General features: G+C 69.2%; 19 protein-coding genes and 1 pseudogene. 11 read left to right on the forward strand and 9 right to left on the reverse strand.

Translation table 11 applies throughout. From position 1 onward, the window contains the following. A pseudogene (locus A9X00_RS02810) lies at positions 1 to 803 on the forward strand (DNA polymerase III subunit gamma/tau); the annotation flags it as partial. Positions 804 to 809: 6 nt separating this feature from the next. Here A9X00_RS02810 and A9X00_RS02815 read toward each other — a convergent pair. After that, positions 810 to 2,120, reverse strand: coding sequence for a class I SAM-dependent methyltransferase (locus tag A9X00_RS02815; protein WP_197515034.1), 1,311 nt, complete (start codon positions 2,118 to 2,120; stop codon positions 810 to 812). Then, positions 2,117 to 3,508, reverse strand: a complete 1,392-nt coding sequence (locus A9X00_RS02820) for an FAD-binding oxidoreductase (RefSeq protein WP_067148920.1) — start codon at positions 3,506 to 3,508, stop codon at positions 2,117 to 2,119. Before A9X00_RS02820 ends, A9X00_RS02815 begins: the two co-directional genes overlap by 4 nt. Before the next feature lie 71 nt (positions 3,509 to 3,579). On the opposite strand from A9X00_RS02820, the gene A9X00_RS02825 reads away from it, so the two are divergent. Beyond that, positions 3,580 to 4,017: an SRPBCC family protein gene (locus tag A9X00_RS02825; protein WP_067148924.1), complete on the forward strand. Its 438-nt coding sequence runs from the start codon at positions 3,580 to 3,582 to the stop codon at positions 4,015 to 4,017. Here A9X00_RS02825 and A9X00_RS02830 read toward each other — a convergent pair. Beyond that, entirely contained in the window at positions 4,014 to 4,775 is a 762-nt protein-coding gene (locus A9X00_RS02830; protein WP_067148927.1) for an Rv3717 family N-acetylmuramoyl-L-alanine amidase, read from the reverse strand. The two genes, A9X00_RS02825 and A9X00_RS02830, sit on opposite strands and share 4 nt — an antisense overlap. A 98-nt stretch (positions 4,776 to 4,873) precedes the next feature. Between A9X00_RS02830 and A9X00_RS02835 the strand changes: the two genes are divergently transcribed. Further along, a complete protein-coding gene (locus A9X00_RS02835) occupies positions 4,874 to 5,227 on the forward strand; it encodes a YbaB/EbfC family nucleoid-associated protein (RefSeq protein WP_067148930.1) in 354 nt (117 codons plus the stop codon). Positions 5,228 to 5,239: 12 nt separating this feature from the next. Beyond that, positions 5,240 to 5,851 (forward strand): recombination mediator RecR, encoded by a 612-nt coding sequence (gene recR / locus A9X00_RS02840; RefSeq protein WP_067148933.1) that lies wholly within the window; start codon positions 5,240 to 5,242, stop codon positions 5,849 to 5,851. Between the two features lie 90 nt (positions 5,852 to 5,941). Here the strand turns inward: recR and A9X00_RS02845 are convergent, their stop codons facing one another. The 3 genes from A9X00_RS02845 to A9X00_RS02855 form a co-directional block, all read right to left on the reverse strand. After that, positions 5,942 to 6,595: a C39 family peptidase gene (locus tag A9X00_RS02845; protein WP_067148936.1), complete on the reverse strand. Its 654-nt coding sequence runs from the start codon at positions 6,593 to 6,595 to the stop codon at positions 5,942 to 5,944. 90 nt (positions 6,596 to 6,685) lie between these two features. Further along, the gene (locus A9X00_RS02850; protein ID WP_067148939.1) at positions 6,686 to 7,393 is read right to left on the reverse strand and encodes a type 1 glutamine amidotransferase; all 708 of its coding nucleotides are present in this window, start codon (positions 7,391 to 7,393) and stop codon (positions 6,686 to 6,688) included. After that, a complete protein-coding gene (locus tag A9X00_RS02855; protein ID WP_067148942.1) occupies positions 7,386 to 8,624 on the reverse strand; it encodes a Mur ligase family protein in 1,239 nt (412 codons plus the stop codon). The genes A9X00_RS02850 and A9X00_RS02855 overlap by 8 nt, the downstream gene beginning before the upstream one ends. Positions 8,625 to 8,876: 252 nt before the next feature. On the opposite strand from A9X00_RS02855, the gene A9X00_RS02860 reads away from it, so the two are divergent. From A9X00_RS02860 to A9X00_RS02870, 3 genes are read left to right on the forward strand one after another with little or no spacing between them, the layout of a single operon-like run. Next, positions 8,877 to 9,869, forward strand: a complete 993-nt coding sequence (locus A9X00_RS02860) for a DEDDh family exonuclease (protein ID WP_067148945.1) — start codon at positions 8,877 to 8,879, stop codon at positions 9,867 to 9,869. Positions 9,870 to 9,912: 43 nt separating this feature from the next. Further along, complete coding sequence (locus A9X00_RS02865; RefSeq protein WP_067148947.1) at positions 9,913 to 10,362, forward strand: hypothetical protein; 450 nt, start codon at positions 9,913 to 9,915, stop codon at positions 10,360 to 10,362. Next, complete coding sequence (locus A9X00_RS02870) at positions 10,362 to 10,928, forward strand: TetR/AcrR family transcriptional regulator (RefSeq protein WP_067148950.1); 567 nt, start codon at positions 10,362 to 10,364, stop codon at positions 10,926 to 10,928. Before A9X00_RS02865 ends, A9X00_RS02870 begins: the two co-directional genes overlap by 1 nt. Here the strand turns inward: A9X00_RS02870 and leuA are convergent. Beyond that, complete coding sequence (gene leuA, locus A9X00_RS02875) at positions 10,925 to 12,736, reverse strand: 2-isopropylmalate synthase (protein ID WP_067148952.1); 1,812 nt, start codon at positions 12,734 to 12,736, stop codon at positions 10,925 to 10,927. The two genes, A9X00_RS02870 and leuA, sit on opposite strands and share 4 nt — an antisense overlap. A gap of 180 nt (positions 12,737 to 12,916) precedes the next feature. Further along, positions 12,917 to 14,152 (reverse strand): DUF4185 domain-containing protein, encoded by a 1,236-nt coding sequence (locus A9X00_RS02880; RefSeq protein WP_197515035.1) that lies wholly within the window; start codon positions 14,150 to 14,152, stop codon positions 12,917 to 12,919. A gap of 185 nt (positions 14,153 to 14,337) precedes the next feature. On the opposite strand from A9X00_RS02880, the gene A9X00_RS02885 reads away from it, so the two are divergent. The 4 genes from A9X00_RS02885 (at position 14,338) to A9X00_RS02900 (ending at position 18,804) form a co-directional block, all read left to right on the forward strand. After that, entirely contained in the window at positions 14,338 to 15,180 is an 843-nt protein-coding gene (locus tag A9X00_RS02885; RefSeq protein WP_082974662.1) for a C1 family peptidase, read from the forward strand. A 162-nt stretch (positions 15,181 to 15,342) separates the two neighbouring features. Further along, on the forward strand, positions 15,343 to 16,608 hold the full coding sequence (locus A9X00_RS02890) for an aspartate kinase (RefSeq protein WP_067148955.1): 1,266 nt from the start codon (positions 15,343 to 15,345) through the stop codon (positions 16,606 to 16,608). 2 nt (positions 16,609 to 16,610) lie between these two features. Then, the gene (locus tag A9X00_RS02895) at positions 16,611 to 17,657 is read left to right on the forward strand and encodes an aspartate-semialdehyde dehydrogenase (protein ID WP_067148958.1); all 1,047 of its coding nucleotides are present in this window, start codon (positions 16,611 to 16,613) and stop codon (positions 17,655 to 17,657) included. Between the two features lie 7 nt (positions 17,658 to 17,664). Then, positions 17,665 to 18,804, forward strand: a complete 1,140-nt coding sequence (locus A9X00_RS02900; protein WP_067148960.1) for a DUF4185 domain-containing protein — start codon at positions 17,665 to 17,667, stop codon at positions 18,802 to 18,804. 2 nt (positions 18,805 to 18,806) lie between these two features. Here A9X00_RS02900 and A9X00_RS31105 read toward each other — a convergent pair. Next, positions 18,807 to 19,024, reverse strand: a 218-nt coding sequence (locus A9X00_RS31105; protein ID WP_067148962.1) for a hypothetical protein, incomplete at its 5' end; no start/stop codon positions are given.

The raw sequence follows: 19,024 nt of genomic DNA on the forward strand, positions 1-19,024 counted from the left end.
TCGGCCCGGCGACGCTGACCCGCTACGCCGAGGTCGTGCAGGCCGGGCTGGGCGAGATGCGCGGCGCGACGGCGCCGCGCCTGTTGCTCGAAGTGATCTGCGCGCGGCTGCTGCTGCCGTCGGCCAGCGATGCCGAGTCGGCGCTGCTGCAGCGTGTCGAGCGGATCGAGACCCGGCTGAGCGTCTCCATCCCGGCGTCGGAGGCCGCCGCCGAGCCCAGCCCGCCGCCGCGGCGGGCGGTCGTTTCCCGGCCCCAGCCGAAACCCGAGCCCACGCCCGCCCCCGAACCGGTGCGCGCCCCGGAACCGGCGCCCGAACCCGAATCCGCCTCTGCCCCAGGCGAACTCAATGCCTCGGCGGTGCGCACCATGTGGCCGACGGTGCGAGACAAGGTGCGCCAGCGGTCCCGCACCACCGAGGTGATGCTGGCGGGGGCGACGGTGCGCGCGGTGGAGGACAACACGTTGGTGCTGACCCACGCGTCGGCGCCGCTGGCCAAGCGGCTGTCCGAACAGCGCAACGCCGACGTCATCGCCGAAGCGCTCAAGGACGCGCTGGGGGTGAGCTGGCGGGTGCGCTGCGAGGTGGGCGCGGCCGAACCCGGGCCGGCCGCCACGCCGCCCGTCAGGCAGGAAGCGGCCCCGGACGAGCCCGCCGACGCGGGTCCGTCTCAGCGAGACGAAGAGGAGCACATGCTCGCCGAGGCCGGCCGCAGCGAGGCGGCGCCAAGGCGCGATCCGGAAGAGGCCGCACTCGAGCTGCTGCAGAACGAGCTGGGCGCGCGCCGGATAGACGGCGGCTAGCAGAAGCTAAGGCGTCCACCACGGGCGCAGCGGCAGGTCGTCGTCGCCGCGGGCGTTGACGTTGGCCGCCAGCACATGGTGCAGCTGAAGGTTGTTCTGCTCGAAGGCAACTCGTGAGGCCGCCATGTACAGGCCCCACACCTTGGCTGTCGCCAAGCCGACCTCGGCGACTCCCTCGTCCCAGTGCTCGACGAGGTTTCGGCACCAGTCGCGCAGCGTCATCGCGTAGTGATGCCGGAAGTTCTCCTCGTGCAACACCTCGAAACCGGCGTCCTGGATCTCGGTGACGATGCGGCCCGAGCCGGTCAGCTCGCCGTCCGGGAACACGTAGCGGTCGGTGAACCCGCCGGCGAAGGAGGTCGACTTGTTGTCGTGGCGGGTGATGCAGTGGTTGAGCAGCAGCCCGCCGGTGCGCAGCTTGGACTTCAGGAAGCCGAAGTACGCGGGGTAGTTCTTGACGCCGATGTGCTCGGTCAGGCCGATGGAGGAGACGGCGTCGAACCCCGCCTCGTTGACGTCGCGGTAGTCGGAGTGGCGCACCTCCGCGAGGTCCGTCAGCCCCTCGTCCTCGATCGCCCGGCGCGCCCACTTCGCCTGCTCGGCCGACAGGGTGGCGCCGATCGCGCGAACACCACGTCGCGCCGCGTAGCGCACCATGCCGCCCCAACCGCAGCCGACGTCGAGCAGCCGGTCGCCCGGCTGCAGCCGCAGCTTCTCAAAGATCAGCCGGTACTTGTTGTCCTGGGCCTCTTCCAGCGTCGCGTCCGCGTGCGGGTAGACCGCGCAGGTGTAGGTCATCGACGGACCGAGCACCCATTCGTAGAAGGTGTTGGAGACGTCGTAGTGGTGGTGGATGGCCTCGGCGTCACGGGTCTTGCTGTGCATGACGCCGGCGGCGACGCGCGGCGGCGGCGGCGGCGCCTCCTCCGGTGGAGGCGCGACAGGCAGTAAATGCTCGACGCCCATGGAGCGGACAACGTTGGCGAGCACCCGCGCCGACGGCCGCTTGAAATCGACCCGGTCGGTCAGTGTCTTGAGCAACTGGTACGGATCGCCGGGATGCACGCCGTAGGTCTGCAGGTCACCCGAGACGTAGGCGCGGGCGAGGCCGAGTTCGCCGGGGGCGGTGGCCAGGTAGGTGGCGCCCCGGGGCGAACACAGGTCCAGGCCCAGCTCGGCGTCCTCGCTGCCGGCGGTGCTGCCGTCGTACGCGGTGAACTTCAGCGGGTGGCGCCCGGTCGCGGCGAAGATCTCCAGGATCTCGGCCATGCTCAGCTTGCCGGTGGTGGTGTGGTGGGGCTCTTTCGTCGTGGTCATCGCCGTTGCACCGCCTTTGCGTACAGGTCCAAGAGACGAGAATCGGGGTCGTAGGTCTTTTTCACGGTCTTGTATGTCTCCCCGCCATACAGTTCGTCAAACTCCTCGCGGGTGTAGTAGGAGTCGGAGTACAGCGACTTGTGGCCGTCGAGCTTGCTGACCTTGGCCTCGATCGTTCGGTTGGTGACGCCTTCGGTGGCGCCCGCCGGCACCGAAGACCAGAACCCAATGTTGACGTATGTGTGGTCCGGCCGCATCGGATACAGCGGCCAGCCCTCGTGATCGCGCAGGCGCAGGGGACACAGCCAGATCGGGGTGATGGGCACGTTGTCCAGGAACCATTCCAAGAACGCGCAGGTGCGTTCGACCGGCACCTCGACGTCCTGCACCACGCGTTCGCGCGGTGGGCGCCCGTTGCGCTTCTCGATCCGGTCGGCGATGCCGAAGCGCTGATCCAGGGCGATGAGTTTCGAGTAGACGCTGCTGCGTCGGTAACGCCGCGGCCACCAGCGGCGCAGCCGCGGATTCTGCACGCCGAACGCGCGTGAGCACCAAAACCAGTCGGTGTCCCAGCGCCACAGGTAGTCGTGGATCGTCAGCCGATCGTCCTTGGTGGGTTCCACCCCGACCGAGTCGTGCCGAATCGATTGGTAGTAAATGTTTTTCCCGGTGTAGTCGCTGACCGGACCCGGCGTGCCGGTGCGCCGGCCCACGCACAGGTAGCTTTCGTCGGCGCTGAACACCACGCCGTCCAAGTAGTCCACCGGGGTGCCGCCCTGCCCGCCCGTGTCGATGATGCGTTCCATCGCCGCGACCAGCTCGGGTAGCGAGCGGAACCGGACATGGCGCAACGCCACGAACGGCGCGACGGTTTCCAGCTCGATCCGGATCCGCGTCGAATAGCCCAGTGTGCCATAGGAATTGGGGAAGGCGCGGAACAGGTCGGGATGCTGGGTGCGCGAGGTGGTGAGCAACTCGCCGGCGCCGGTGAGGACGTCCATCTCCAGCACCGACTCGTGCGGCAGGCCGTTGCGAAACGACGCCGACTCGATGCCCAGGCCGCTGACCGCGCCGCCGAGGGTGATGGTCTTCAATTGCGGAACCACCAGTGGCGAAAGGCCATACGGCAGGGTCGCGGCCACCAGGTCCTCGTAGGTGCACATGCCGGCGACGTCGGCCGTGCGGGTTTCGGGATCGACCGAGAGAACGCCGGTCAAACCGGAGGTGTCCAGGCCGCGTGAATCGCGTTTCGTGCGGGCGCGGAACAGGTTTGAGGTGGGCTTGGCGAGCCGGACGGCGGACGTCGTCGGGATGGATCGATAACTCGCCATCAACCGATCAACGCCCGCTGCGTGAGCCGAGAGTGCAGATCCAGGGACTGGCACCACATATACCCTAGTCTTCGAAAACAGCCCGTGCACCCGAGCGCGGGCGGCATTAGCAGGAGGAGTCGGGCCTGATGGGCCAGGTGAGCGCAGCCAGCACGATCTTGATCAACGTCGGGCCCGAGGCCACCCTTGCCGCGGTGGCGGACTACCAGAAGGTGCGCCCGAAGATCCTGTCGCCGCAGTACAGCGAGTACCAGGTGCTGCAGGGCGGCCAGGGTGCGGGCACCGTCGCCAAGTGGAAGCTGCAGGCCACTAAGTCGCGGGTGCGCGACGTGCAGGTGAACGTCGACGTGGCCGGCCACACCGTCATCGAGAAGGACGCGAACTCGTCGATGGTCATCAACTGGACGGTGGCCCCGGCCGGGGCGGGGTCGAGCGTCACGGTGAAGACCACCTGGACCGGCGCGGGCGGCGTCAAGGGCTTCTTCGAGAAAACCTTTGCACCGTTGGGGCTGAAGAGGATTCAGTCCGAGGTGTTGACGAACCTCAAGAACGAACTGGAAGGCTAACGCGCCTGGCCCTGGGTGGCCAGGAAGCCCGCGACGCCGCGGACCAGCGCGTCGGCGTATTTCTGGCGGCCGTCGGCGGATTCCATCAGCGCCGAATCCACCGGATTCTTCATGTTGCCGCATTCGACGAGGATCGACGGGTACTGCGCCAGGTTCAGCCCGGCGAGGTCCGAACGCCCGTACAAACCGTCCTGGCCGATGTAGTTGGCGGGCGGAATGCCCGAGGCCTGCAGCTGGTCGCGCATGATCCGGGCGTACTGCACCGACGGCCCGGCCTGCGCCTGGTTCAGCGGCGGGGCCGAGTAGTTGACGTGAAAGCCCCGCCCGGACGGCGGGCCGCCGTCGGCGTGGATGCTCAGGATCGCGTTGGGGTGCAACGAGTTGGCCATGTTGGCGCGCGCGTCGACGCAGGGACCAAGCCCCGTGTCGTCGCCGCGCGACATGGCGGTCCGCACGCCCAGCGCGTTGAGCTCGGCGCGAACCCGCAGCGCGGTGTCCCAGGTGAACGTGTGCTCCCCGTACCCGCTGTTGGTCGACGTCCCGCTGGCCTGGCAGTCCTTCGTGCCGCCGCGCCCGGTGGGCACCTGGCGGGAGATGGACGCGTCGTTCGAGCCGTTGTGGCCCGGGTCGATGAAAACGACCATCCCGGCGATGTTGGAGGGAACCGCGGTGGCGGTCGGCATGATCGCCGTCGAGGCCGCAACCAGCGCACCGACCACAAATTTGATCCCGACACGCCTGCTCAGTCGTAGGTCCACCGGGCCAAGGTAACGTCGCGCGGTCTACGCTGGGTGTTCCGAATCGCCCGACACCCGCAGGCGAAACCAACTCGAGACCAAGATGCGAGGGGATTGTCATGCAACCCGGAGGCGACATGTCGCAACTGCTCGCCCAGGCGCAGCAGATGCAGCAAAAGCTACTGGAGGCCCAGCAACAGCTCGCTAACTCCGAGGTGCACGGCGAGGCCGGCGGGGGCTTGGTCAAGGTGACCGTCAAAGGCAGCGGCGAGGTGGTCGGCGTGCAGATCGATCCCAAGGTCGTCGACCCCGCCGACATCGAGACGCTGCAGGACCTGATCGTCGGCGCCATGGCCGACGCGTCGTCGCAGGTCACCAAGATGGCGCAGGAGCGGCTGGGCGCGCTGGCCGGAGCCATGGGCGCCCCGCCGGCCAAACCGCCGGCGCCGCCCACCCAACTGCCGGGGCTGTGACGTCACACCGACATGTTTGAGGGACCCGTCCAGGACTTGATCGACGAGCTGGGCAAGCTGCCGGGCATTGGGCCCAAGAGCGCGCAGCGCATCGCGTTCCACCTGTTGTCCGTCGAGCCGCACGACATCGACCGGCTGACCGCGGTGCTGGCGAAGGTCCGCGACGGCGTGCGGTTCTGCGCGGTGTGCGGCAACGTCTCCGACGACGAGCGGTGCCGAATTTGCGCCGATCCGCGCCGGGACGGCTCCCAGGTGTGCGTCGTCGAGGAGCCCAAGGACATCCAGGCCGTCGAGCGGACCCGCGAATTCCGCGGCCGCTACCACGTCCTCGGAGGGGCGCTCGATCCGTTGTCCGGGGTGGGTCCCGACCAGCTGCGCATCCGCGAGCTGCTGAGCCGCATCGGTGAGCGCGTCGACGACGTCGACATCACCGAGGTGATCATCGCCACCGACCCCAACACCGAGGGGGAGGCGACCGCCACCTACCTGGTCCGGATGCTGCGCGACATCCCCGGCCTGACGGTGACACGGATCGCGTCGGGGCTGCCGATGGGCGGCGACTTGGAGTTCGCCGACGAACTGACGCTGGGCCGCGCGCTCACCGGCCGCCGGGCGATGGTCTGACGGTCCGCAGAGCGGCGAGCCTGTAATTTTGCAGGCCGTTACTCGCACTTCTCCTGCGGATTTACAGGCTCGGCGACGTATCCGCGTCCGTCACCTGGTCACGACGGCGAAGTTGTCGCTGGTGTTCCACGCGGCTTCGAAGGTGGCGATGGAAACCTGCTCGTCGCGGCCGGCCGCGGCGCCGCTGTCGTTGAGGTGCACCAGGTTGGTCTTGGTGTCGATGCCGGTGACGACCACGAAGTGGTTTTCCTGCGAGCGGTCGCCGCCCGAGTTCCAGATGATCCGGTCGTTCAGCCCGACGATCACCTTGCGGCCCTGGTCGAGATCCTGCTCGAGGGCGCCGATGTTGGTGTGCACGGCCTCGGACGCGACGCCATAGTGTGCCAGCAGCACGGGCAGGTCCGAGTTCTTGGTCTTGGCGCCGGGCTTGAAGATGGGGCCGGGGCGGCTCACGCTCGGGATGTTTGCGGCCACGCCGGTGATCTGTTCCTCGCTGGGCTGGTGGCCGGTGACCTGGCCGACCACGTCAGCGACCGCCATCTCGCCGCAATCGAGGTCCTGCTGCTGGTAGCGCCAGAAGGGTGCGGCGGCCGCCGGGTCGCCGTGCATCCCCTCGTGGCGCGGGGAGGGGGCCGCGTCGGCGGTCCCCGCGAACGCGACCATCGAGCCGGCCGCCGCGCTCAACACGGCCGCCAGCCCGACGATGCGCGCCGCGGCGGCGACCCTGGATCTGGCGTTGCTCATGGGGTTCCTTTTCTCGGTGGGCCTCGAGAAAAGGCTGGGCGGCGGCCCTAGACGGATCCTTGAAGGATTCTTGGAGCGCAGGTAGGCGCCCTAGCGGGCGGCCAGCCGCTCGCGGCGCAGCAGGTCCACCTCGGGCAGCTGCAGCGGCGGCAGCTCGCCCACCACGTTGCCGAGCAGCAGGTCGGCCAGCTCCGGATTGCGGGCCAGGCAGGGCCCGTGCATGTAGGTCGCGACCACGCTGCCCTGCACCGCGCCGTCGAAGCCGTCGCCGGCCCTGTTGCCCGCGCCCTTGACCACCGCGCCCAGCGGCGACGCCGCAGGCCCCAAAACCGTTCCGCCCCGATGGTTTTCGAAGCCGGTCAGCCGTTGCGTCAACCCGCCCGGCAGCGGGTCGCTCAGCAGCTCGCCGATGGTGCGCCGGTCTTGGGGGGTGGTGGTCAGGTCCAGCATGCCGACGCCGTCGACCCGTTCCCCGGCCGACGTCTCGTACCAGTGCCCGAGCACCTGGATGGCCGCGCAGATCGCCAGCACCGGCGCGCCCCGCTCCGCCGCGCGCTGCAGGCCCGGGTGCTTGATCAGGTGCTTGGTGGCCAGCCGCTGCGCGTAGTCCTCCGCGCCGCCCAGCGTGTAGAGGTCCAGCGACTCCGGCACCGGGTCGGCCAACGTGATCTCGACGATCTCGGCGGCCACCCCCCGCAGCCGCAGCCGTTGGCGCAGCACCAGGGCGTTGCCGCCGTCGCCGTAGGTGCCCATCACGTCGGGCAGCACCAGCCCGATCCGCACGGTCGAGTCAGCCACGGCGCGCCAACGCTCGTTGCAGCTGCAGGAAGGCGGTGTAGTTGGCGACGACCTCGACGCGCCCGGGCGGGCACGACGCGATGGCCGCCACGGTGTCGTGCACCAGCGTGTGCTCGACGCCCGCGTACCCGAGGCGCACGGCCAGGTCGGTGCCGCGTTCGCCGGCGGCCACCACGGCGGTCTCCTCGAAGTGTTCGAATCGCACGTCCCACAGCCAGGACAGGTCCTCGCCGTCGGGCACCTGCCCGTTGACCGCGATGACCACCCCGGCCGCGTGCTTGTCCACCATCGACAGCGCCTCCTGCCAGCCGGCGGGGTTCTTGGCCAACAGGATCCGCGCGTCGTGCTGGCCGACGCGCACGCTGCGGTAGCGCCCGGCGACTTCGTCGACCTCGGAAACCGCGGCCACCGCCTTCGCGGGGTCGGCCCCCAGCGCGACGGCGGCGGCGACTGCCTGCGCGGCGTTGCCCCGGTTCACCGTGCCCGGCAGCGCCAACCGCATCGGCAGGGCCAGGCCGTCGGGCCCGTACAGCGTGTCCCCATCTTCTGGGCCGAACCACCACTGCGGGCTGGGCCGCTTGAAGTCGGCGCCGGTGGAGTACCAGTGGCCCTTCTCCCGGACGATGACCTCGCCGCTGCGCGGGCAGCTGACCGAGTCGTTCGCCCACGCCCCGCCCGCGGCCACCCACACCACGTTGGGGCTTTCGTAGGCCGCGGAGGTCATCAGCACGTCGTCGCAGTTGGCGACGACGACGGCGTCCGGGTGCCGGGCCAGGCCGGCCCGCAGCGTGCGTTCGATGACGTTGATCTCGCCGACCCGATCGAGCTGGTCGCGCGACAGGTTGAGCAGCACGATGACGCTGGGTTCCACGGCATCCGACACGTGCGGCACGTGCATCTCGTCGACTTCTAGGGCGGCCAGCCCGGCCCGCCGGTCGGCGGCCAGCGCGGCCACCAGTCCGGCGTCCATGTTGGCGCCCTCGGCGTTGGTGGCCACCGGGCCCAGGGTCCCGAGGGCGGCCGCCGTCATCCGCGTGGTCGTCGACTTGCCGTTGGTGCCGGTGACGACGACGGTGCGCCGCCCGACGCCCAACTGGCGCAGCACCGAGCGGTCCAGGGTCATCGCGACCAGGCCGCCGATCATGGCCCCGGCCCCGCGCCCGGTGACCCGCGACGCCCAGCGCGCGCTCGCCCCCGCGGCGAGAGCCAGGCGCGCACGGGTGGTGATCACCCGCGAGAGTTTATTAGGGCGATCGCAAGCGCGGCGCCGTGCGCCGGGCGCCGCGGGTCGCCCGCATCGATCCCGTGGGCGATCGCAGGCGCGGCGCCGTGCGCCGGGCGCCGCGGGTCGCCCGCATCGATCCCGTGGGCGATCGCAAGCGCGGCGCTGCGCGCCGGGCGCTGCGTGTCGCCCTCGTGGATTTACGCGCGACACGACTCGTAGCGAACCGGCGATGTCGGCCTTCCGTGCCATCCTCAGTTCATGAACCGGGTGTCCTGGGGGCGGCCGGCCAGCGAGCCGGGCGGGGGTTGGGCCGTAATCGACGTCGAGACGTCGGGGTTTCGGCCGGGCCAGGCGCGGATCATCAGCATTGCCGCGCTGGGTCTGGACGCGAACGGCCGGGTCGAGCAGTCCGTGGTCAGCCTGCTCAATCCCGGGGTGGACCCCGGCCCCACCCACGTGCACGGCCTCACCGCCGCCATGCTGGAGGACCAGCCGCAGTTCGCCGACATCGTCGGTGACCTCGTCGAGGTGCTGCGGGGCCGCACGCTGGTGGCGCACAACGTCGCCTTCGACTACGCGTTCCTGGCCGCCGAGGCGGCGCTCGCCGAGGCGGAGCTCCCCGTCGACCACGTCATGTGCACGGTCGAGCTGGCGCGCCGGCTAGACCTCGGGGTCGACAATCTGCGGCTGGAGACGCTCGCGGCCCATTGGGGCGTGATCCAGGAACGGCCGCACGACGCCTTCGACGACGCGACGGTGCTGACCGGCGTGCTGGAGTCGGCGCTCGAGCGGGCGCGCGAACGCGACGTCTGGCTCCCGGTGCATCCGGTGACCCGGCGCCAATGGCCCAACGGGCGGGTGACCCACGACGAGCTGCGCCCGCTGAAGGTGCTGGCCTCGCGGATGCCGTGCCCCTATCTCAACCCGGGGCCATATGTCGGCGGCCGGCCGCTGGTCCAGGGCATGCGGGTGGCGCTGGCCGCCGAGGTGGCGCGCACCCACGAGGAGCTGGTCGAGCGGATCCTGCACGCCGGGCTGGCCTACAGCGATGTCGTGGACGGGGAGACCTCGCTGGTGGTCTGCAACGACACCGCCCCCGAGCAGGGCAAGGGCTATCACGCCCGGCAGCTGGGAGTGCCGGTGGTGTCCGACGCGCAGTTCATGGACTGCGTAGGCGCCGTCGCCCGGGGCACCAGCATGGAGGAGTTCACCGACGTCAACACGACGAACCCTCAGCTCGCGTTGTTCTGACCGACGCCTTGCATCACTACATCCGTAGTAGTACCGTTGCGTCATGACAACCACTACAGACGTAGTACAACGGAAGTCCTGGTGGGCCTCCTACCGCCGGCACGGCTATTTCTTCCGCCAGGCGGCCATGCTGACCATCTCGCTCGGTGTGCTCATCCACCTGTACCGGGTGATCTTCGGCGACGACCTCACGCTGAAATACGCCATGACGCTGACGACCGACAGGATCCTGCTCGTCCCGATGACGTATGCGGCCATCACTGGCGTCCTGGTCTGGCGGCGGGTGCGGTTCGCCAACAAGCCGCATCGGGCGTTCTTCACGGCGTCGGTCGTGTACATCGCCGGCAGCGTCCCGCTGCACATCTGGTGTTCGTATGTCACCAAGGACCTGTCGGTCTACATGTGGTTTCGCCCGTGGTTCAGCTACCTGCTGTTGATCGTGGTCTATCCGGCGTTCCTGACGATGTTCTGGCGGCTGCGCTACAAAGACTGATGCCCCCCAATCCGGAACGCCGCGCCCAGCTCCTCGACGCCGCCATCGGCATCTTGGCCGACGAGGGGGTCGGGGGCCTGACGCATCGCCAGGTCGACGAGCGGGCGGGCCTGCCCGCGGGCACCACGTCGAACTACTTCCGCACGCGCCAGGCGCTGCTCGAAGCCACCGCGGCGCGGACGGTCGACCTGCATTGGCAGCGCGTCGAGGCCCTGCAGGCCGCGATCGGGTCGCTCACCCGCGACGGCATCGAGGCGCTGCTGACGCGGATGCTGTCCGACCCCGACGAGCAGGCCCGCCGTTACACGCTGGCGCGGTTCGAGCTGTTCATGGAGGGCACCCGCCGCCCGGAGCTGCAGCCGTTCCTCAAAGACCTGCAGGCCGCCGCGGTGAAGTCGGCCACCCTCATCTTCGAGGCGGCGGGCTTCAGCCCGGAACCGCAGCAGATGGAACAGCTGAGCCGGCTGCTCAACGGCTACGTGTTCAGCAACCTCACGATCCCAGGTGCCGACGATGACCCGGCCACGCTCGTCGACCGACTTTTGCGCGCCTTCTTCAACGGTTAGCGCGACGCCCGGTTCACCGCAGAGACCACGGCCCGCAGCGACGCGGTGGTGATCGACGGCGCGATGCCGACGCCCCACACCGTCCTGCCGCCCACCGAAGCCTCCACATACGCCGCCGCCTGCGCGTCGTCCCCGGAGCTCATCGCGTGCTCGGAGTAGTCCAGCACGGCGACGTCGAACCCGACGGTGCCCAGCGCGTGGACGAAGGCCGCGAGCGGGCCGTTGCCGACACCGACGATCTCGGTCTCCACGCCGTTGACCTTGACGGTCGTGGTGATGGTCGTCGTGCCGCCGTCCTCCTCGGAGGCGTCGACCCGCTGCTTGATGCGCTCCAGCGGCCAGACCGGGGCGAGGTATTCCTCGGAGAACGCCTCCCACATCTCCTTGGGCGACACCTCGCCGCCCTCGCCTCCCGTGCCCTCGGCGATCTTCTGGATCACCTGCGAGAACTCGATCTGCAGCCGTCGCGGCAGCGCCAGGCCGTGGTCGGCCTTCATGATGTAGGCCACGCCGCCCTTGCCGGACTGCGAATTGACCCGGATCACCGCCTCGTAGGTGCGTCCGACGTCCTTGGGGTCGATCGGCAGATACGGAACCTGCCAGAGCATGTCCTCGACGTCGGTGTCGGCGGCATCCGCATCCACCTTCATCTGGTCGAGGCCCTTGTTGATGGCGTCCTGGTGGCTGCCGGAGAACGCGGTGTAGACCAGGTCGCCACCGTAGGGGTGACGCTCGTGCACCGGCAGCTGATTGCAGTACTCCACGGTGCGGCGGATCTCGTCGATGTTGGAGAAGTCGATCTGCGGGTCCACGCCGCGGGAGAACAGGTTGAGCCCCAGGGTCACCAGGCACACGTTGCCGGTGCGCTCCCCGTTGCCGAACAGGCAACCCTCGATCCGGTCGGCGCCCGCCTGGTAGCCCAATTCGGCTGCGGCGACGGCGGTTCCGCGGTCGTTGTGCGGATGCAGGCTCAGGATGACCGACTCCCGGTTGGCCAGGTTGCGGCTCATCCACTCGATCGAGTCGGCGTACACGTTGGGCGTGGCCATCTCCACCGTGGCGGGCAGGTTGAAGATGATCGGGTTGTCGGGTGTCGGCGCGATGATCTCGCCGACGGCGTCGCACACCTGCTTGGCGTACTCCAGTTCCGTGCCGGTGTAGGACTCCGGTGAGTACTCGAAACGCCACTGCGTGCCGGGGTACTTGGCGGCCTCCTCGACGCACTTGCGCGCGCCGTCGGTCGCGATGGCCTGCACGGCGGCCCGGTCGGCGCGAAACACCACGCGGCGCTGCAGGATCGACGTCGAGTTGTAGAAGTGCACGATCGCCCGCGGCGCGCCCTCGCATGCCACGAAGGTCCGCTCGATGAGCTCCGGCCGGCACTGGGTCAGAACCTGGATGGTGACGTCGTCGGGAATGGCGCCGTCGCTGATGATCTCGCGGACGAAGTCGAAGTCGGTCTGGCTGGCCGACGGGAACCCGACCTCGATCTCCTTGTAGCCCATCCGCACCAGCAGGTCGAACATGCGGCGCTTGCGGGCGGGGCTCATCGGGTCGATCAGCGCCTGGTTGCCGTCGCGCAGATCCACGGCGCACCAGAGCGGGGCGCGGGTGGTGACCCGGTCCGGCCAGGTGCGGTCGGCCACGCGGATCGGCTCGACCTCCTCGGCGAAGGGTCGGTACCGGCCGATCGGCATGGACGAGCCGCGCTGCGGATTCCAGGCGGGTTGGTCGGGCCCGGGTGGACCGTCAGGTTTGACGATGGTGCGGGCCGATCTATAGACGTCGGGCGAATCTGGATTGGTCACGATAATTGCTCCGGGGGATGAGAAGGAACCTCAGACCGGCGCATCGCGAACTCCCGCGACGGGAAGCCGGTCTTGATCAGACCCCGTCGCGGCGTCCGAGGAGGAGCACCCGCTGCACGGTTTGCACTCTACCGCGCGCGGCCTGGGCGCCAAAACTCGATGCGATCCGCGACGGACGCGTCACCGTCGCGGGCTCCGCCCGGGCCTGCCGGGCCGCGCCGGTCGCGCCGCTGTCGTCCCCGTCGTGTCCTTGAGCGTCACCCTGAACTGCATCGCCCGGTACGGCCAGCCCGTCGCCGTGTCCCACTGGGACACCACCAGCCCGACGCCGCCGCGCACGTCCAGGCGCGAGCCGGGAAGAACGTATCCGCCGTACAGCTGCGCGACCCGGTTGTTCGGCAGGTCCTGCGCGTCCCAGGTCGTCCCGACCACCGGCGTTTGGATCTCCGCCTCGTAGAGATTGGCGGTGGGGTCCTCGATCGTGCGGTAGCCCAGCGCATATCCCGAGGACAGGAAGCCGCCGAGGATCCACTTGCCGGTGTCGAGCCTGCGCAATGTCAGCTCGCCCCAGGTTTCGCCCGGGGGTGTGATGGGCGTCGGTGCGTTGCCCCACGCCCATTGGTTATCGGCCCAGCCCCAGCCGGAGTACTTGGTCTTGTCGCCGATATCGCCCGGACGCACGCGCCGCAGGATGATGCCCTTGTCGCGCTGAAAGCCGGTGGAGACGACGTAGACCCAACCGTCATCGGGGTCGTAGTCCCAGGACCACAGCTGCGCGCAGCCATTGCACAACGACGCGGGAAAGGTTGCCTTGGCGCCCATCGCACGCCAGGTGACGCCGTTGTCGGTGGAGGCCCAGATTCCGGTCCGGATCACGTTCCCGAAGCCACGGTTGACGATGGCGTGCAGGTACATCATCTGCCCGATGACCAGCACGTCCGACGGGATCACGGTGCTGATCCCGCCCTGTTTCCAGGGTGGGCCGTCGTGGACGTAGTGCCACAACTGCTGCGCGTAGTCCGGGTCCACGCCGCCCGCGCTCTCGAAGCGGATTGGGCTGTCGGTGTCCCCGCTGCCGATCAGGGCGACGGGGGCGCGCCAGTCCCCCTGCCCGACGGCGAGGCCGGAGAAGGTGTCTCCGAACACCGACACCAGCCTGCCGTTCGGCGCGACCGCGCAGACGCCGAGGTCGGTACAGGTCACCCCCCATTTGTCGGTGATGCCCGGGCCGGTGATGTCTGCCACGTAGCCCTCGACGGGCGAGGAGAAATTTATTGCCGCGCAAGCACTTTCGCGCCGCCACCGATACACCGTCGAGCGGCTGATGCCGCTGTCGGCCGCAACCGCGGCGACCGTCTCGCCGGAGAGCACCCTGCGCAGTACCTGGTTGCGCAAAGCGGCATCGGCCTTCCGCATGACTCCTCCGCTGTTGGTCGCGTTCATCCGAGCAGATCACCTCCAGAGTGCGACGGCACGCGTAGCGCCCTACCTGTGTCTCCGGCGGCGGTCCGCTCCTCGACAAATGAGGTAGCGCACTACGCATCCCAACCCGGGATCCCCGCCCCTACGGTCGACCTACCACCCAGGTCAGGAGGATTTCAATGACAACTTTGCAAGAGTCGCGGCGCGTCAAAACCGATGAGCCGCCGCAGGACTGGAGCCACGTCCGCGGATTCGGCTGGCGCCCGCAGCTCCCGGATGCCCGCGACATGATGTACATGGCCAGGCTCAAGGGCTCGTTACCGCCCGAGTACGACCTGCGCCCGTCGATGCCGGCGGTGTACGACCAGGGCCAGCTCGGGTCGTGCACGGGAAATGCGATCGCCGCCGCGATGGAGTACGAGCGGGATCGGCAGGGCTTGTCCGATTTCATCCCGTCACGGCTGTTCATCTACTACAACGAACGCGCGCTCGAAGGCACCGTGTCCAGCGACTCGGGCGCGATGATCAGGGACGGCATCAAGGTGGTCAATCGCGAGGGCGTGTGCCCGGAGACGCTGTGGCCCTACGACATCGGCGTGTTCACGGTGAAGCCGCCGAAGCGCTGCTACGTCGCCGCGGAGAAGGACAAGGCGGTGCAGTACGAGGCGATCCAGACGCTGGGGCAGCTCAAGGACGCCATCGCCTCGAGCCTGGCGGTCGTATTCGGGTTCACCGTGTACCAGAGTTTCGAGTCGCAGTCCGTCGCGGACACCGGCGTGATGCCGATGCCCAAACCGGGTGAGGCCACCGTCGGCGGCCACGCCGTTCTCGCCGTCGGCTACTCAGACCCCAAGGGCCACTTGATTGTTCGAAACTCGTGGGGCTCGTCGTGGGGAGACCAGGGCTACTTCTACATGCCGTATCAGTATCTGACCGGATCCAAGGACGTCTCGGACAGCTCGCCCATCAACAAGGCGCACCTGGCGAGCGACTTCTGGGCGATCCAGGCGGTCTCGTCGTAGCGCCCGACGCACCAGGTGCCCCACGGGGCGCCCGCCTTTGTCCGACCGTCGGACGGGCGGGCGCCCCTTCACAACCGCCCAACGGGTCGGCGGCGGCAAAACTCAGGTGCGGCCACACGTATTCTGTGGTGGACCTATACCCGTCCGACCGAAAGAACAACAGTGGCGCTCGTCGTGCAGAAGTACGGCGGATCATCCGTGGCGGATGCCGACCGGATCCGCCGCGTCGCGGAGCGCATCGTCGCGACCAAAAGGCAGGGCAACGACGTCGTCGTGGTGGTTTCCGCGATGGGCGACACCACCGACGACCTGCTGGACCTGGCCCAGCAGGTCTGCCCGGCCCCGCCGCCGCGGGAGCTCGACATGCTGCTGACCGCCGGTGAACGCATCTCCAACGCGCTGGTCGCGATGGCGATCGAATCGCTCGGCGCGCAGGCCCGGTCGTTCACGGGTTCGCAGGCCGGCGTGATCACCACCGGCACCCACGGCAACGCGAAGATCATCGAGGTGACGCCGGGACGGCTGCGCACCGCGCTCGACGAGGGCCGCATCGTGTTGGTCGCCGGCTTCCAGGGGGTCAGCCAGGACACCCGCGACGTCACCACGCTCGGCCGCGGGGGTTCGGACACCACCGCGGTCGCCCTGGCCGCCGCGCTCGGCGCCGACGTCTGCGAGATCTACACCGACGTGGACGGCATCTTCAGCGCGGACCCGAGGATCGTGCACAACGCCCGCAGGCTGGACACCGTGACGTTCGAGGAGATGCTCGAGATGGCGGCCTGCGGCGCCAAGGTGCTGATGCTGCGCTGCGTGGAATACGCTCGCCGCTATGACATTCCGGTGCACGTCCGCTCGTCGTATTCGGACAGACCCGGCACCATCGTTAAGGGATCGATCAAGGACATAGCCATGGAAGACCCCATCCTGACCGGCGTCGCGCACGACCGCAGCGAGGCCAAGGTGACCATCGTCGGGCTGCCCGACATACCCGGCTATGCGGCGCGCGTTTTCCGGGCCGTCGCCGACGCCGACGTGAACATCGACATGGTGCTGCAGAACGTGTCCAAGGTCGAGGACGGCAAGACCGACATCACCTTCACCTGCTCGCGCGACAGCGGCCCCACCGCGGTGGAGAAGCTGGACGCGCTGCGCGACGAGATCGGTTTCACCCAGCTGCTCTACGACGACCACATCGGCAAGGTGTCGCTGATCGGGGCGGGCATGCGCAGCCATCCGGGCGTCACCGCGACCTTCTGCGAGGCGCTGGCCGCCGTCGGCGTCAACATCGAGCTGATCTCCACCTCCGAGATCCGGATCTCGGTGCTGTGCCGCGACACCGAACTAGACAAGGCCGTCGTGGCGTTACACGAGGCGTTCGGTCTCGGCGGCGAGGAGTCGGCGACGGTATATGCGGGGACGGGTAGGTAGATATGGGCGCGAATAGCGTCTCAATAGGCGTAGTGGGCGCCACCGGTCAGGTGGGCCAGGTGATGCGCAGGCTGCTGGACGAGCGGGACTTTCCGGCGACCACCGTGCGGTTCTTCGCGTCCGCCCGCTCGCAGGGCCGCAAGCTGGAGTTCCGCGGCCAGGAGATCGAGGTCGAGGACGCCGCGACGGCGGACCCGTCGGGGCTGGACATCGCGGTCTTCTCGGCCGGCAAGACGATGTCGCTGGTGCAGGCGCCGCGGTTCGCCGCGGCGGGAGTCACGGTGATCGACAACTCCTCGGCCTGGCGCAAGGATCCCGACGTGCCACTGGTGGTGTCGGAGGTGAACTTCACCCGCGACGCGCACCGCCGACCCAAGGGCATCATCGCCAACCCGAACTGCACCACAATGGCCGCCATGCCGGTGCTCAAGGTGCTGCACGACGAGGCGCAACTGGTGCGGATCGTGACGTCGACGTATCAGGCGGTGTCGGGCAGCGGCCTGGCGGGGGTCGAGGAACTGGCGACCCAGGCGCGCGCCGTCATCGACGGCGCCGAGGAGCTGGTGTACGACGGCGGCGCCCTCGATTTCCCGGCGCCCAACACCTATGTGGCGCCGATCGCGTTCAACGTCCTGCCGCTCGCCGGCTCGTTATTGGACGACGGTTCCGGGGAGACCGACGAGGACGCGAAGCTGCGCTTCGAGAGCCGCAAGATCCTCGGCATCCCGGACCTGTTGGTCTCCGGCACCTGCGTGCGGGTGCCGGTGTTCACCGGGCACTCGCTGTCGATCAACGCCGAATTCGCCCGGCCGCTCTCGCCCGAGCGCGCCCGCGAGCTGCTCGACGGCGCCCCGGGCGTCAAGGTCGTCGACGTCCCGACGCCGCTGGCCGCCGCGGGTGTCGACGAATCGCTGGTCGGCCGGATCCGCCGGGACCCGGGCGTCCCGGAGGGGCGCGGCCTGGCGCTGTTCGTGTCGGGCGACAACCTGCGCAAGGGTGCGGCGCTGAACACCATCCAGATCGCCGAGCTGCTGGCCGCCGAACTATAGTTCCCGGGTGAGCTCGGCCCGGGTCGCCCTGCTAAGCGTGTTGTGTTTGGTTGCGCCCCAGCCTGTTTGGCATGCGCGCGCCGATCCTCCGGCGCCGGCGCCGGAACCCGTCCTGCAGCCGCTGGCGCCGGGTCAGGTGGTGCGGATCGGGCCGACGGCCGGCACCGGAACCCCGACGGGTGACTACGGCATCGGCGCGACGGACCTGTGTGAGTTCGTCGAATTCCCCACCGAGCTGTTGCAGGTCTGCGGCGACAGCTTCGCCGGCCAGGGCGTCGGGTTCGGCGGTTGGTACTCGCCGATCGCGCTGCACGTGGACACCGCGTCGGTCGACGACCCCGCCGGGGTGCGCTACACCGGCGTCACCGGAGTCGGCAAGCCGCTGCTGGCCGACCCCACGCCGCCCGGCGATTCCCAGCTGCCCGCCGGGGTGGTGCAGGTCAACCGGCGCAACTACCTGATGGTCACGACGACGAAAAACCTTGAGCCGCAAAGCTCCCGGTTGGTGATGGCCGAACCGGCGCGCGGCGGCTGGCAGACCGTCGCCGGGTCCCGCCGCGACGGTTCCTACCAGGGTGGCCGGCAGTCGCAGATCAGCGGCTACTACGACCCCATCCCCACCCCGGACTCGCCGGGCGGCTGGGTGTACATCGTGGCCAACAGCTTCACGCGACGGGATCCGGTGGTGTTGTACCGGGCCACGCCGCAGACGTTCGCCGACCGGTCCCGGTGGCAGGGCTGGGCGTCGGGTCCCGACGGCGGGTGGGGCAGGCCGCCGACGCCGCTGTGGCCCGATCAGGTAGGTGAGATGTCCATCAGGCAGATCGACGGCAAGGCGGTGCTGTCCTACTTCAACGCCAGCACCGGCAACATGGAGGTCCGGGTCGCCAACGACCCGACGTCGCTGGGCACCGCGCCCGTGACGACGGTGGTGCAGCACGACGAGTGGCCCGATCCCGCCGAAAGCCTCCCGCCGCCCTACGACAACCGTCTCGCGCAGCCGTACGGCGGGTACATCTCGCCCGGGTCAACCCTCGACGAGCTGCGCATCTTCGTCAGCCAGTGGGACACCCGGACCAGGGCGACCGCGCCGTACCGGGTCATCCAGTTCGCGGTCAACCCGTTCAAGCCCGGGTCGGAGCCCTAGGGCTAGGTTCCATTCACGCCTGACAGGCCGAACAGCCCGGCGGCGCCGCCCGTGCCAGGGTTGCCGTTGGGTACGCCGATCCCCCGGTTGCCGCCGTTGCCGCCGTTTCCGATCAGCCCGGCGCTGCCGCCGTTGCCGCCGTCCCCGCCGGTGGTCCCGAGGCCGTCGCCCCCCGCGCCGCCGGTCCCGCCACCGCCGACCAGCCTGCCGCCATTACTTC

The organism is Mycobacterium sp. 1245805.9, assembly GCF_001672915.1.
In the GTDB taxonomy this organism is placed as follows: domain Bacteria; phylum Actinomycetota; class Actinomycetes; order Mycobacteriales; family Mycobacteriaceae; genus Mycobacterium.